This window comes from Streptomyces sp. NPDC038707 (genome assembly GCF_040636485.1).
In the GTDB taxonomy this organism is placed as follows: Bacteria; Actinomycetota; Actinomycetes; order Streptomycetales; family Streptomycetaceae; genus Streptomyces.
This window is the reverse complement of sequence record NZ_JBEZUP010000045.1, coordinates 43,724-57,292: the sequence shown is the minus strand read 5'-3', so window position 1 is coordinate 57,292 and position 13,569 is coordinate 43,724. Positions and strand designations below refer to the sequence as shown.

Annotated in this window: 13 protein-coding genes; 7 read left to right on the top strand and 6 right to left on the bottom strand. The window is 75.3% G+C overall.

Features of this window, described 5'->3' with window-relative positions; all coding sequences use genetic code 11:
- Nucleotides 1-421: 421 nt before the first annotated feature.
- The 5 genes from AB0E62_RS36225 to AB0E62_RS36205 are packed head-to-tail and all read right to left on the bottom strand — an operon-like array spanning nt 422 to nt 5,885.
- Nucleotides 422-1,243: an ECF transporter S component gene (locus tag AB0E62_RS36225; RefSeq protein ID WP_362204056.1), complete on the bottom strand. Its 822-nt coding sequence runs from the start codon at nt 1,241-1,243 to the stop codon at nt 422-424.
- On the bottom strand, nt 1,240-2,943 hold the full coding sequence (locus AB0E62_RS36220) for an ATP-binding cassette domain-containing protein (RefSeq protein ID WP_362204053.1): 1,704 nt from the start codon (nt 2,941-2,943) through the stop codon (nt 1,240-1,242). The genes AB0E62_RS36225 and AB0E62_RS36220 overlap by 4 nt, the downstream gene beginning before the upstream one ends.
- Nucleotides 2,940-4,040: an energy-coupling factor transporter transmembrane component T gene (locus tag AB0E62_RS36215; protein ID WP_362204050.1), complete on the bottom strand. Its 1,101-nt coding sequence runs from the start codon at nt 4,038-4,040 to the stop codon at nt 2,940-2,942. The genes AB0E62_RS36220 and AB0E62_RS36215 overlap by 4 nt, the downstream gene beginning before the upstream one ends.
- Nucleotides 4,027-4,680 carry an SCO2322 family protein gene (locus AB0E62_RS36210; RefSeq protein ID WP_362204047.1) on the bottom strand — a complete coding sequence of 218 codons (654 nt, stop codon included), beginning with the start codon at nt 4,678-4,680 and terminating at the stop codon, nt 4,027-4,029. Before AB0E62_RS36210 ends, AB0E62_RS36215 begins: the two co-directional genes overlap by 14 nt.
- On the bottom strand, nt 4,677-5,885 hold the full coding sequence (locus AB0E62_RS36205) for a prenyltransferase/squalene oxidase repeat-containing protein (protein ID WP_362204062.1): 1,209 nt from the start codon (nt 5,883-5,885) through the stop codon (nt 4,677-4,679). The genes AB0E62_RS36210 and AB0E62_RS36205 overlap by 4 nt, the downstream gene beginning before the upstream one ends.
- A gap of 571 nt (nt 5,886-6,456) precedes the next feature.
- Between AB0E62_RS36205 and AB0E62_RS36200 the strand changes: the two genes are divergently transcribed.
- Both AB0E62_RS36200 and AB0E62_RS36195 read left to right on the top strand, forming a co-directional pair.
- Nucleotides 6,457-6,867 carry a hypothetical protein gene (locus AB0E62_RS36200; RefSeq protein ID WP_362204044.1) on the top strand — a complete coding sequence of 137 codons (411 nt, stop codon included), beginning with the start codon at nt 6,457-6,459 and terminating at the stop codon, nt 6,865-6,867.
- A 96-nt stretch (nt 6,868-6,963) separates the two neighbouring features.
- Nucleotides 6,964-7,476 (top strand): hypothetical protein, encoded by a 513-nt coding sequence (locus AB0E62_RS36195; protein ID WP_362204041.1) that lies wholly within the window; start codon nt 6,964-6,966, stop codon nt 7,474-7,476.
- Nucleotides 7,477-7,593: 117 nt separating this feature from the next.
- On the opposite strand, the gene AB0E62_RS36190 is transcribed toward AB0E62_RS36195, so the two are convergent.
- Nucleotides 7,594-8,631, bottom strand: a complete 1,038-nt coding sequence (locus tag AB0E62_RS36190) for a hypothetical protein (protein ID WP_362204038.1) — start codon at nt 8,629-8,631, stop codon at nt 7,594-7,596.
- Nucleotides 8,632-8,884: 253 nt separating this feature from the next.
- Here AB0E62_RS36190 and AB0E62_RS36185 point away from each other — a divergent pair, with 253 nt between their 5' ends.
- The 5 genes from AB0E62_RS36185 (at nt 8,885) to AB0E62_RS36165 (ending at nt 12,879) form a co-directional block, all read left to right on the top strand.
- Nucleotides 8,885-9,478, top strand: a complete 594-nt coding sequence (locus AB0E62_RS36185) for an XRE family transcriptional regulator (RefSeq protein ID WP_362204035.1) — start codon at nt 8,885-8,887, stop codon at nt 9,476-9,478.
- Nucleotides 9,471-10,100: a hypothetical protein gene (locus AB0E62_RS36180; protein WP_362204032.1), complete on the top strand. Its 630-nt coding sequence runs from the start codon at nt 9,471-9,473 to the stop codon at nt 10,098-10,100. Before AB0E62_RS36185 ends, AB0E62_RS36180 begins: the two co-directional genes overlap by 8 nt.
- On the top strand, nt 10,100-11,314 hold the full coding sequence (locus tag AB0E62_RS36175) for an MAB_1171c family putative transporter (RefSeq protein ID WP_362204029.1): 1,215 nt from the start codon (nt 10,100-10,102) through the stop codon (nt 11,312-11,314). Before AB0E62_RS36180 ends, AB0E62_RS36175 begins: the two co-directional genes overlap by 1 nt.
- A gap of 41 nt (nt 11,315-11,355) precedes the next feature.
- Nucleotides 11,356-11,700 (top strand): hypothetical protein, encoded by a 345-nt coding sequence (locus AB0E62_RS36170; RefSeq protein WP_362204026.1) that lies wholly within the window; start codon nt 11,356-11,358, stop codon nt 11,698-11,700.
- Nucleotides 11,701-11,820: 120 nt separating this feature from the next.
- On the top strand, nt 11,821-12,879 hold the full coding sequence (locus tag AB0E62_RS36165) for an FAD-dependent oxidoreductase (protein ID WP_362204023.1): 1,059 nt from the start codon (nt 11,821-11,823) through the stop codon (nt 12,877-12,879).
- The last annotated feature ends 690 nt before the right edge of the window (nt 12,880-13,569 follow it).

Genomic DNA, 13,569 nt, shown 5'->3' with positions numbered 1-13,569 from the left:
TGGCGGCGGCCACGGCGGCGGTGGTGAGGACCTTCTTCGGGGAAGCGATGCGGCGGATGATGGAGACGGTCACGGAGTACCTCTTGCGTCGGGGATAAGGGGGTCGCCGCGCATGCGGTGGGCCACGTGGTGTGGCCGGCATGCGTCGGCGCCGCGGCCCGCTGCGGGGCTCGTGGCGCCTGGCGACGTCATCCAGATAAGCAGCCCCCGAAGGTGCCCGCAATGACCCCCTTTACTAGTGGTGGCCGGATCCGGGTGGAATGCCGGGTGTGTGGCGTGGGTCTCAATCCGCAGGTCAGGCGGGGTGCGGGAAGGGGTGAATCGGGCAAAAGGTACTACGGCGTCGGGTCGTAGGTGACGTGCGTCATGTGGGGTCCTTCACCGACTTGCTCACGCCACGCGCCCGGACCCGCGCGCCGGGTCACTGTCCGGGGCCCTCGAATGTGACCGCGGTCTCGAAGGCGGCCCGCCGGGTGGCGCGGCGCAGCGCCCGCAGCACCGCCGGACCGAGCGCGAGGGTGAGGACCACCGTGCACAGGGCCCGGCCCAGGTCCCAGCCGAGGGAGGTGGCCGTGCAGTACGCGACGAAACGGGCCAGGTTCGCGGCGACCGGATCCCCGGCGACGAAGGAGATGCCCGAGGCACCGCCGCCCATGAAGGGCCACCCGGCCAGGTTCATCACCGTGCCGTAGGCGAACGCGGCCAGGAAGCCGTAGACCGCGAGCAGCAGCAGTTCCGCCCGGCCGCGCAGCCGGACCGAGCCCGGGAGCAGCCCGGCACCCATCGTGAACCAGCCCATCGCCAGCATCTGGAACGGCAGCCACGGCCCGACCCCGCCCGTGAGCAGGGCGGACGCGAACATGGTCACCGAGCCCAGGGTGAAGCCGAAGCCCGGGCCGAGCACCCGGCCGCTGAGCACCATCAGGAAGAACATCGGCTCCAGGCCCGCCGTACCGGCGCCGATGGGCCGCAGCGCCGCGCCCGTCGCCGCGAGGACGCCCAGCATGGCCACCGCCTTCGGACCGAGGTCGGACTCCGAGATCGTCGCCACGACCACCGCGACCAGCAGCACCAGCAGGCCCGCGAACAGCCAGGGGGCGTCCTGGGCGTGGGCGCTCAGCTGGGAGCGGGGCGGGGCGAGGAAGGGCCAGCAGAAGGCGACCAGGCCGACGGCGCCGGTGAGGGCGAGGGCGGCGAGGGAACGGGGGCCCAGGCGGACGGCGTGCAGGCGGGTGCGGCTCATGTCAGGGCCTCTCGTACCTCGTCCAGGGCCTCGCGGACCTCGGAGACGGTCAGCCAGCGCTGGGGGGCCAGGATCTTCGTCACCTGCGGGGCGAAGGAGGGGGAGGACACGACGATCTCGGCCGTCGGGCCGTCCGCGATCACCTCGCCCTCGGCCAGCAGCACCACGCGGTGGGCCAGTTCGGCGGCCAGTTCCACGTCGTGGGTCGCCAGCACGATCGCGTGTCCCTCGGCGGCGAGTGAGCGCAGTACGGAGACCAGGCGGGCCTTGGCCGCGTAGTCCAGGCCGCGGGTCGGCTCGTCCAGCAGGAGCAGGGGCGGGCGGGCGGTGAGGACCACGGCCAGGGCGAGCGCCAGGCGCTGGCCCTCGGAGAGGTCGCGGGGGTGGGCGTCGTCGGTGATGTCCGGGAGCAGTTCGGAGACGAGGGCGCGGCAGGTGCCGGGGGCGGCCTCCGCGTCCTGGTCGGCGGCGGCGCACTCCGCCGCGACCGTGTCCGCGTACAGCAGGTCCCGGGGGTCCTGGGGGACCAGGCCCACCTGGCGGATCAGGGCGGGGGGCGGGGTGCGGTGGGGGGTGAGGCCGCCGACGGTGACCGTGCCGGTGGTGGGGGCGAGCAGGCCGACGAGGGTGCCGAGCAGGGTGGACTTGCCGGCGCCGTTGCGGCCCATGAGGGCGATGGTCTCGCCCCTGGAGATGGTCAGGTCTATGCGGCGCAGGGCTTGGACGGTGTCCCGGCGGAGGGAGAGGGAGTCGATCCGCGCGAGCTGCGGGCGGTCGTCGGGCGGGGTGGGGGCGGCGCGGCGGAACAGGGAGCGGAGCCGGGGCTGCCGGGGGCCGGGGGCGGGGTCGCTCACGGGCCTCGGCGAGGTACGGCGCGCAGGACGGTCGGCCAGGCGGGCCCGCAGGGGAGCGGCCTGGCGGCGGGCGTCCCTGACGGTCAGAGGGAGGGGGGTCCAGCCGGCCAGGCGGCCCAGGGCGATGACCGGGGGGTGGACCGGGGAGACCGCCATGATCTCGGACGGGGTGCCGGTGAGGGGGGCGCCGCCGGGGGCGGGGAGGAGGACCATGCGGTCGGCGTACTGGATCACCCGTTCCAGGCGGTGCTCGGCCATGAGGACCGTCGTGCCGAGGTCGTGCACCAGGCGCTGGAGGACCGCCAGTACCTCCTCCGCCGCCGCCGGGTCGAGCGCGGAGGTCGGCTCGTCCAGGACCAGTACCCGGGGGTGCGGGGTGAGGACCGAGCCGATGGCGACCCGCTGCCGCTGCCCGCCGGAGAGGGTGGCGACGGGACGGTCCCGCAGGGCGGCCAGGCCCAGCAGGTCCAGGGTCTCCTCCACCCGGCGCCGCATCACCTCCGGGGCGAGCCCCAGGGACTCCATGCCGTAGGCGAGTTCGTCCTCCACGGTGTCCGTCACGAAGTGCGCCAGCGGATCCTGGCCCACCGTGCCGACCACGTCGGCGAGTTCGCGCGGCTGATGGGTACGGGTGTCCCGGCCGGCCACCGTCACGCGCCCGCGCAGGGTGCCGCCGGTGAAGTGCGGGACCAGCCCGCTGACCGCGCCCAGCACCGTCGACTTGCCGGCCCCGGACGGCCCGGCGAGCAGCACGAGTTCACCCTCGGGGACCTCGAAGTCGACGCCGGCGACCGTGGGTTTATCGGCGCCCTCGTACGTCACGCTGACATCCTCGAAGCGGATCACGACGGCTCCCTGGGGACGGCGAAGGCGGGCAGCAGGGCGAGCAGGACGGCCGCGGCGGGCCAGAGGGGCAGGGTGGGGGCGGTCAGGGGGACGACGCCGGGGTGCAGGGCCTCCGGGTCGCGGACCGAGGCCAGCGTCAGCAGCGCGGCCACGGCGGCGCCGGAGCCGGTGACCAGCCAGGCGCGCGCTCCCCAGGGGTCGGGGCGGTACCGGGTGCGCGGGGTACGCCGGCCGCCCAGCCGCAGCCCGGCGAGCGCGGCGAGGACTCCGGCGAGGAGTACGGGAAGCCCGTAGGTGCCGCCCTCCGCGGTCAGCAGTCCGTACGTGCCCGCGCAGACACCGAGCAGGCCGCCGAGGGTGAGGGCGGCGGTGGTACGGCGGACGGGCGCGGGGACCTCGGCGGTACGGCCGTAGCCGCGCGCCTCCATCGCGGCGGCGAGGGCCACCGAGCGTTCCAACGCGCCCTCCAGGACCGGCAGTCCGACCTGGAGCATGCCCCGTACACCCCGGTCGGGGCGGCCGCGCAGGCGGCGGGCGGCGCGCAGCCGGCGGACGTCGGCGATCAGGTGGGGGGCGAAGGTGAGGGCGACGACCACGGCCACGCCCGTCTCGTACAGGGCGCCGGGCAGCGACTTGAGCAGGCGGGTGGGGCTGGCGAGGGCGTTCGCGGCGCCCACGCAGACCAGGAGGGTGGCGAGCTTCAGGCCGTCGTACGCGGCGAAGAGCACGGCCTCGGCGGTCACCCGGCCGCCGAGGCGGATGCCCTGCGCCCAGTGCGGGAGGGGGACTTCGGGGAGGGTGAGGAGGGTGTGCGTGCCGGGGACGGGGGAGCCGAGCGCCACCGCGAACAGGACGCGGATGACGACGACGGCGAGCGCGAGGCGGACGAACCCGGTGTACGAACGGGCCCAGGGGGCGGAGGAGCGGTGCGTCGCCACGACGTAGCCGGAGGCCGCGAGGAGGAGCGCGAGGAGGAGGGGGTTGGTGGTGCGGGTCGCCGCGACGCCGAGGGATATGGCCCACAGCCACCAGGCACCGGGGTGGAGAGCGGGGCGCAACCGGGTGGCGTGGGACGGGCGGGACTCACCCGGACGCATCGCGCCGCCGTCGGGACTGCCATATCGCCGCGCCTGCCAGCAGGGCGACCACGCCGACGCCGATGGGCAGGCCGAGGGAGGGGCCGGAGCCGGACCCGGAGGAGCCGGACCCGGCCGCGGCGGTGGGCTTGCCGCCGCCGGAGACCTGCTCGCCGCAGCCCTGGCGCGGGTAGCCCGCGATGGCGCACAGCAGGGCGTTGGTGTCGTAGCGCAGCGGCTTCGCCACCGCGGCGAGGGCGTCCGCCGTGGACGCGTCGGACGGCACCCGCGCGCACACCGCCCGGCGCCCCGGCGGCATCTCGCCGGACGGCGCGTCCGCCGGTGTGCCGAAGTCGAGGACCAGGGCCACCCGCTTGGCGCCGGCCTTCGCCGGTGTGTCCGCGCAGATCGCGGAGAAGTCCGCCGTGCCGCGCGGCCGGCTCGCGTCCGCCGAGTCCGCGCTCACGGCGAACCGGAACCCCTGCACCGTACCGTCGTCGGGGCGGACGGAGGCCGGGCCCTGGGTCGCGTACGTCCAGTGGTCGCCGGTACGTTCCCAGAAGGACCAGTAGCGGTAGCCGGTCGCACCGGCCCGCCCGGCGCAGGCGAGGAGCAGCAGCGCGGCGACGAGCACCGGCACGGCACGGCGGACGGCGGTCACGGCTGCCGCTTCTTCCGGCCGCTGATCAGGAAACCGACACCGATGCTGGCGACCAGGCAGACACCGAAGATCCACCAGCCCTGGTTCCCGGAGTCCTTCTTCTTCTCGCCCTCCGGCTGCTGACCGGAGGCGTCCATCCGCGGGGCCGGGCCCTGTGAGTTGAGCGCGCTGACCAGGCTGGTGCCGTTGAAGTCGCCCGGCTGCTCGCCGAGGGCGTGGGCGGCCAGGATCAGCTGGGCGTAGGCGGCGGGACCGCTCTGCTCCGCCCACGGGCTGGCGTGCTTCTCCAGCCAGGCGTAGGCCTTGCGGGCCGGTCCGGTACGGCCGTCCGCGGCGAGCGCCACGACGGCGTCCGCGGTGTTGCCGAAGTCGGGCTGGGCCTTGGCACCGGGCAGCGTGGACTGGAGGTGGCCGGTCTTGGCGACGGCCGCCGCGAGGTAGACGCCGGCGTTGTCGGCGACCTGGGTGCGGGAGCCGGCCCTGACACAGGCGTCCCCGGCCGGGGCCTTTCCGGCGCGGGCCACGAAGCCCTTGCCGAGCGCGCCCAGCAGACCGGCCGCGGTGGCGTCGGCGTTGGGCAGCAGCGCGCCCTTCTTGTCCGGCTGGAAGGCGAGGGCGCCGCCGCCGTCCTGGTCGCAGGGGATGGACCAGGCGGGCAGGGCGTCGTACGGGGACTTGCCGGACTCGCGGACGGACGCCGGGTCGGTGCCGGCGGCGGCGAGGGCGCCGATGACCACGGAGGTGGAGTTGGTGTCGCTGGGGTCGCCCGGGTAGTAGCTCCAGCCGCCGTCCTTGTTCTGGACGGACTTCAGCCAGTTCAGGGCCTTCTCCACGGCACCGCCGTGCCCGCCGGTCGCGGCGAGGGCCTGGACGGCGGCGGCCGTGCTGTTGGTGTCCGGCTTCAGCTTGTCGTCGCAGGGCTTGCCGGGAGCGGCCCGGAAGGCGGCGAAGGCGCCGTTCGCGCACTGCTGGCCGGTGAGCCAGTCCACGGCGGCCGGGGCGGGCCGGTAGCCGAGCGTCCGCTGCGCGACCAGCGTCAGCGACTGCCGCCACACGCCGTCGTACGTCGGGTCACCCTTGCCGTACAGCCCGGAGGGGACCGTCGCCTTCGGCGACGGGGACGGGTCGGCGGCCGTGGCGGGCGCGGCTGCGGCCAGCACCACGCCTACGGCGGCGAGAGCCGCGGCACTGCGGCGGACGTTCATGGTCGGCGACTGCCTCTCCTGCGGGGAGCCGGGCAGCACGCGGGCGACACCCGGGCGGCTCGGCTCCGTCAACCTCGACGGTGCCGTGCGCGGCGGACCACCGGCGCACGCGAGCCGTCAGCGACCCGGCGGAGGCGCTCCCGTTCGCTCCGGCCAAGCCGGTGACGCGGCGAAGACACCGCCGGAAATGCACCGGCTTTCCCCCGTACGGGTGTGACGACCCCGCCACTTTACCGGCCGCCCCGGGCGGGCCCGGCGGTGGCTGCGGGCAGGCGGCGGGCAGGCGGCGGGCAGGCGGCGGGCGGAACGGGCCCGCGCGGATCGCGCCATCGGGGAACGCGCGCGGGAGGGGTGCGGCATGCGCGTGGTGTCGCTATGTCTCCGGCTGGCCGCTGTATCGGCCCTCTGATGCTCGTTCCTGCATCGCGGATGACCGTGAACGGGCCGGGCGGGCGGTGGAGGCAGGACCGGGAGGATGTCCGAGACCGGGCGATTGGGCGGCTCCGGCCCGGCGCAGTGATCCCTGCGACCCTCGGCACGACCGCACGAGGGCGGACACCACGGAGGAGCCATGGACCTGTCCGAGCTGCGCCGGAGCCCCTTCCACCTGCACACCAAGCTCGACAACCTCGCGATCGGCTCCGACGGCGGCAAGGTCGCCGTGGGCGGGAAGCCGAGCCGCTGGCTGATGGAGCCGGGACCCGAGCCGGACACGTTCAGGATCCACAGCTTCGAGGACCCGTCCGTCGCCTGGACCGCCGTGGGGGACACGACCCCCGTGCCGGTCCTGCTCCTGCCGCCCGCCGCGCCCGAGCTGTCGGACTTCCGGTTCGTGCCGGTCGCCGGCGAGGAGGACACGTACGAGATCCTGCACGGCCCGGACAAGGCGATCGGGGTCTACAAGCCCAACGAGACCGGCCAGCAGCCCCTGACCCTCCTCGGCGCGCCGAGCGCCTGCCGCATCCTGATCACGCGCGCCTGAGGACGGCCGTACGGCCCCGCGTCCCGCCCCGCGCCCCGCAAGGGAGTTGGCCGACGAGCCGTGCAGTAAGGTCGGCGGATCATTACGGGGGGCCTCATGCGGATCCGGCGTGTCCGACGGGCGGCGATCGTCGCCACGGTGTTCGCGGCCTGTCTGCTGTCCTGTTCCACCGACGCGGACGACGCCCCGCAAGGGGCCGGGACGCGGGACGCCTCCCGTTCCGCGTCCGCCCCGGCCCCGGCGGACACCGGGAAGCAGGAGCCCCCCGCCACACCGGCCCCTGCCGCGTCCCCGGGTCCGGAACTGGTCCGCGACGCCTTCGCCGGCCTCCAGGCCACCCTCAACGACACGTGTACCCCAGGGGCGGGGGACTGCGCGTACTTCCTGGGCAGGGTCCACGAGGAACTGACGGGCCTCGACGCGGCGATGAAGGCGGACCCCGAGGGGCCGGGCCACTTCCGGGAGCCCCTCACATGGATCGGGGAACTCCGCACCGCACTCGGCGACGACACCTCCACGCAGAACCTGGAGGCCCACCGCACCGAGCTGCTCGGCGTCCGCGACCGGATCAACAGCTGGATGCAGGGCCATCCCGACGACTACCGCTGAGCGCGAGCGGGCGGCCGGGACGGCGACGCACGGACCCACACGGTGGAGGCGGACCCCGACGGCGACACCGGGGCGCGCGACCGCCTCCTTCGCCGGGGGCGCCGGGTCCTGTCGGACCTAGGCCGCGTGGACACGGGCCGCCGGGTGGACCATGGCGGTGAGGTGGCGGGACATGCGGCGCAGGGCCTTCTCGCACTGGGCCGGGGTGTCGGCCGTGGTCACCCAGTGGGCGAGGCGGTCGGTGACCTCGGCGTGGGAGGCCGCCGTCACCGGGTCGCCGGGGCGGCGGGTGAGGACCATGCGTTCGGCGGACGGCTCCTGCGCGGCGGCGGGGTCCAGGCGGAGGTGGGCGAGGCGGCCGGTCACGGCCGGGTAGGCGAACTGGACGGCGGCGGCGCGCTGCCGGGTCGGGGTGAGGTCCGGGAGCCCGCCGGTGGCCAGGGCCGCGGCGGCCCGGGACAGGTCGACGCCGGTGGCCCGTTCCACGAGCAGGGGGATCAGGTCGCCGGGCGGGTGCGGGACGACGTCCAGGACGCGGGGGCCGCGGGCGGTCAGCCGCAGCGCGATGTGGGCGACGGTGTGGGTGAGCCGCACGGCGCGCACGGCGCGTTCCACGCTCTGGCGCAGGAAGCGGTTGTGCAACAGGACGTCGTGGGCGTGGACGCTGTGCCGCAGCGGGCGGCGGGCGGGCGCGGGGCCCGGGGTCGTACGGGTGAGCGCGACGATGCGTACCTCGTCGTCCAGGACGACGGCCTCGGCGGACACCGGTTCCCCCTCGGTGTCCGCCGGGTCCGCCGTCGGCACCCGGTGCCGGTCCAGCAGTGCCCGTAACGCCGACGGGTCGGCGCAGGTCACGGCCGCCTCGTACGGCAGGCCCGGTAAGCCGAGCCGGGCGGCCAGACGGACGGCCGGGGGCAGGTGCGCCCGGGACCAGGCCAGTATCCCGCCGGGGGAGTGACCCCGTAACGCCTCCGCCGTCCGTTCCGCGTCGGCCGGGTCCGCCGCCAGATGGGCCGTCAGGTGCGGGCGGGCCCAAGGGGCGGGCGGGGACGGGCCGACCAGGAGGACGGGGTGGGCCGCCGCGATCCGCGCCAGCGGGAACTCGCCGCAGACGTCCCCCCGGCCGGCCCCGAGGAGCACGACGGGCTGGGCCATGGGCCTGGACCTTCCTCGGGGGGAGGCGATCGGGAGCGCCCCGGGTGCCGCTCCCCCATAGGCGGCACCCGAGGCGGGTCGGATCTTGCTCTCCGTGCAGTGATCCTCACCCACCGCGCCCTGAACTGTCAACGATAGCTGCGTAATTAGGCAGGAAGTCTTGTCAGGTCAGGTCGGGCCTGGTCGCGGCGGGGGCAAGCTAGTAGCCTCGCGCCCAGCCAGCGATCGGAAAGACACGCCCAGGGGGGACTCGGTGAGTGACGCCTACGCCGCGCTGGCCGAAGTGCTGGACCGGCTCGGTGAGCTGACCGGCAGGCCCGGCCGGCTGCCGGAGGCCCTCGACGTGGCCGGCCTCTCCTACCGCACCGGCATCCCCGTGGGCGTCGTCGTGGAACTCCTCTCCGGCGGCCGGGCCGGTGAGCCCTGCCTCGCCCACCGGGTGCGCCAGCGGCTCGACTTCATCCGGGAGACCCGGCGCCGCCCGGACGGCAAGCGGTACTCCCTGGACGAACTGGCCCGGATCGCCGGAACCAGCAGGCAGTGGCTGAGCGAATGGCGCAAGAGCGGCATGCCCAGCCTGGAACACGCCGACCGGCTGCGCCGCTTCTTCGGCCTGCCCGCCGGGTTCTTCACCGCCGACGAACCCGAGGCGCTGTGCGAGGCGCTGCAACCGGTGCTGCAGAGCCTGGAGGCCGAGGCCGACCCGCTGCTGCGGCTGCGGGAGAGCGGCCTGGTCCGGCTCGCCGCCCGGGCCCCGCAGATGAACGCCCGGCAACTCGCCACCCTGGCCGATCTGGCCGAGATGATCATCGCCTCGGAGCGGGCGGGGGACACCGGGCGTGCCTGAACAGTCCGCCAAGACCCCGTGGACGGCGCGGACCCTGAGGTCGGCGGCGTCCCTGCGGCCCTTCGGCTCCCCGAAACGCTTCCTCGACCGGCTCGTGCGCGAGACGGTCCGCACCCTCACCCCGCCGACCACCCCCGAGGCGTTCCTGCACGCGCTGTGCGCCACCCTCAGCCCCCGGCTGGACCGCCCGGTCAAGCTGCGGTTCGTCGCCTTCCCGCAGGGCCTGGACATCTCCGGGATCACCCTGGCCCGCGAGGAGGACTACATCGTCGTGGTCGAGGAACGCGCCCCGGACCCGCACAAGTTCGTCATCGCCGGGCACGAGATCGGCCACATCCACCACGGCACCCTGGACGTGCACTACGCCCCCGGACTGCCCGCCGCCGCCCGCCGCCTGCTGACCCGCGCCGAGGACGACATCCCGTGGGACCAGGTGGCCGCCATGGCCACCCGGTCCCCCGCCGCCGAGGCCGCCGAGGCCGAGTGGGAGGCCGAGGAGTGGGGGCTGCGCCTCGCGGCGAAGTTCTCCAAGGTCGTCGGGCCGGGCGCGGCCGGCCGGATGACCCAGGACACCCTCACCGACCGGCTGTCCTCCTCGCTGGGCAACATCGGCGGCCCCTGATGCGCTGGGACATCTCCGGTTCCTGGGTCGCGTACGCCGTCCCGGCCGTGCTGTTCGCCGTCGCCTTCGCGATCAAGCTGCCGCTGCTGCGGCGCGCCTGGCAGGACCCGATCCTGCGGGCCACCGCCGTGCTGCTCGGCATCGGCACGCTCGTCTTCGTCTCCCTGCCGCCGGCCAACCTGCACCGCATCAACGTCCTCACCGGCATCCCCAACTTCGCCGCCGTCTGGGTGTACTCGCTGGCCTCCGCCTACTGCGGCGCCTGCCTGTGGCTCATCATCACCTGGCGGGAACCGCCGTCGGCCGCGCGCCGCCGGCGCACCCGCCAGGTCGGGCTGGCGTACGCCGCCGTCATCGTCGGACTGTGCGTGACCTTCCTGCTCGGCGACCACGACGTGGAGCGCCTGCGCGACCTGGACACCTATTACGCGGACACCCCGTGGATGCGCGAGTTCATCCTGCTCTACGTCATCGCCCACACGGCGTCCGCGCTGGTCGCCGCCGGCCTGCTGCGGGCCTGGTACCGGGAGGTCGAGGACACCTGGCTGCGCCGGGCGGTGATCTTCCTCCAGGAGGCCTACGCCCTCGGGCTGTTCTTCGACGTCGCCAAGTTCACGGCCATCGCCGGCCGGTGGAGCGGCCGGGACTGGGACTGGCTGTCGACCCACGCGGCGCCGCCGTTCGCCATCGCCGAGGCCGGCCTGGTGGCCGTCGCCTTCATCGTCGGCCAGGCCGGTCCCCTGCTGGCGGAGCGGCGGCGCCTGGTCCGCGACCACCGGCGCCTGAAGCCGCTGTGGCAGACCATGCTGGCCATCACCCCGCCCGCCGCGCCCGCCACCGGCCGGGTCAGCGGCGCCGCCCTGCGGCTGGAACTGCGCCGGGCCACCATCAACGACGCCCTCCTCAAGCTGGGCCCCTACCTGAGCGAGTCCCGGCGGGAGCGGATCCGGCGCGCGGCGGCGGAGGCCGGCTACCCGGAGTCCGTCGCGCGGGGCATCGCGGGGGCGGTGGACCTGCGGTTCGCCGCGGTGGCGCTGCACGCGCCCGACGACCCGGACTCCCCCCGGTCCGAGACCGGGATCGCCGGCTTCCCCTGCGTCCCCGACAGCGAACTGCAGAACGTCTCGCACGCCCTGCGCCACCACGAGGCGGCGATCGAGAGGTTCCACCGGCAGGCCCTCGCCGCACAGAGCGCCGGCGCACGGCACCCGTGAGGACATTGTTCCGCTGGAGTGGGCCTGACTAGCCTCGCGCCATGGGTACGGAAGAGGAATACGCGAGGTACCGCGAGGACGCGAAGGTGCTCGCGGCGGTCGGCGCGTGCGTACGGGCGCAGACCGGGCGCGTCGAGGTACGGCTGCCGAAGACCGTGGCCGACGCGGCGGTGGCCGCCTGGCGGCGCGACGAGTGCGGCGGCCCCGGCGACGGGCGCGAGGAGAACCGCGAGCAGTACGTCCTGCGCGACCGGGCGGCCGAACTCGCGCTGATCGGCGCGGCGGTCGCCGAGCGCGGACGTCCGGACGGCGAGGAGGTCGTGGTCGCCCTGGACGTGGAGAGCGCGGGGGCCGCCGCGCGGGTGTCGTCCTCGGACGCAACCTGACACAACGCCGGAGGGACGGGCTCACCTTGCCCTGTGGCGCGGCTCACACGGCGGTCATGTCACGGGGAGACCGGCCCGCCTCGTCTCGGGAGTGACCAACTGCTCCGATGGGAGGCCGAGATGAAGGTTGTGGTGGTGGGTGCCGGGTACGCGGGCACGTTCGCGGCGAACCGGGTGGCCAAGAAGGTGAAGGGCGCCGAGGTCACGGTGGTCAACGCGCGCCCCGAGTTCGTGGAGCGCATCCGGCTGCACCAGCAGGTCGCCGGGACGGCCACGGCGGCGAGGCCGCTCACCGCGATGCTGCGGCCCGGCATCGCCGTGCGGATCGGCAGCGTGGAGAAGATCGGCGACGGCACGGTGGTCCTGGACGACGGCGAGAGCCTCGCGTTCGACCACCTCTTCCTGGCCGTCGGCAGCACGGTCCGGCCCCTGCCGGGCACGGTCCCGGTCGGCACCTGGGAGGGCGCGCGGCAGGCGCGGGCCGGCCTGGCCGCCCTGCCCGCCGGCGGCACCGTGACGGTCGTCGGCGGCGGGGCCACGGGCGTCGAGACCGCGACCGAGGTGGCCGAGGCCCGGCCCGACCTGCGGGTACGGCTCGTCGCGCCGGAGGTCGCCGACTGCCTGTCGGGCGCGGCGCGGCAGCGGGCGCTCACCGCGCTGGAGCGGCTCCGGGTGGAGACCGTGGCCGACGGTGTCACGGAGGCCGCCGAGGGGCTGGTGCGGCTGCGGTCTGGGCGGGAACTGGACTCCGACCTGACCCTGTGGGGGATCGTGTCGGGCGTGCCCGACCTCGCCGCGCGCAGCGGCCTGGAGGTCGACGCGGACGGCCGGGTCGTGGTGGACGCCTGCCTGCGCAGCGTCACCGACCCGCGGATCTTCGCCGTCGGCGACTGCGCGGGCGTGGTGGGCGCCCGGTTCGGCTGCCAGACCGCCGCCCCGCAGGCCCAGGCCGCCGTCGACGCCCTGGCCCGCCTCGTCGAGGGCCGCGAGCCCGAGCCGTACGACCTGCGCTACGCAGCCCGGTGCGTCAGCCTCGGGAACAAGGACGCGGTGGCCCAGTTCACCCACCCCGACGACAGCCTCAAGGACAGCCACCTCAAGGGGATGACCGCGGTGGCGTTCAAGCGGATGGTGTACACCGGCACCCGCTACATAACCCGCAAGGCGGTCAGCGCCTGAGGCGGGCGTGCGGGGCCGGCCGGCGGGGCGGCCGGGGCCCGGGCTCGGGCCGGGGCGCGCGTTCGCGCCGTGGCGGTGGGGGCGCGGGGCCGGGTGGCGGGGTCGGTGGCCCGGTGGCTGTGGCTGTGGCTGGCGCGCGTGTCCGGGCGGTGGCCGGTGCGCGGGACGGGGGGTGCGGGTCCGGGCGGCGGGGTCAGTGGCGGGTGGCTGGTGGCCGTGGTGTGCGTCCGTGCGGTGGCCGGTGCGGGTGTGCGGGGCCGGTTCGCGTGGCGGTCGGTGGCCGGAGCCGGGGCGCGTGCGCGGTTCGGGAGGCCGGCGGGGCCTGGGGAGCCGGGAGGCCGTCCGGACCGACCGCTCTGCCCGGCGCGCGGCCGGGGCGTGGGCGTACCGGGGAGCCGGGGCCACCGGTCCGGTCCGGCGGGGTCGTCCTCCACGGCGGCGAACCGAAAGGGCCGATCCGGCGGACGACGGAAGGGCCGGTGGGCCGACGGATGGCGGAAGGGCCGGTGGGGGCGGACGGGCGCGCGTACCCGGTCTTCGACGAACCGAACCGCTCCTCTTGCACACAGCGGAGGCGGACCCACCCGCACACGGGGAAGTGGACCCATCCGTACACGGGAAGTGGACCCACCGGCCGCGTTGGCAAATGGTCGGAATTGAGGGGTTCCGTCAAGGGGAGGAGGTATATCC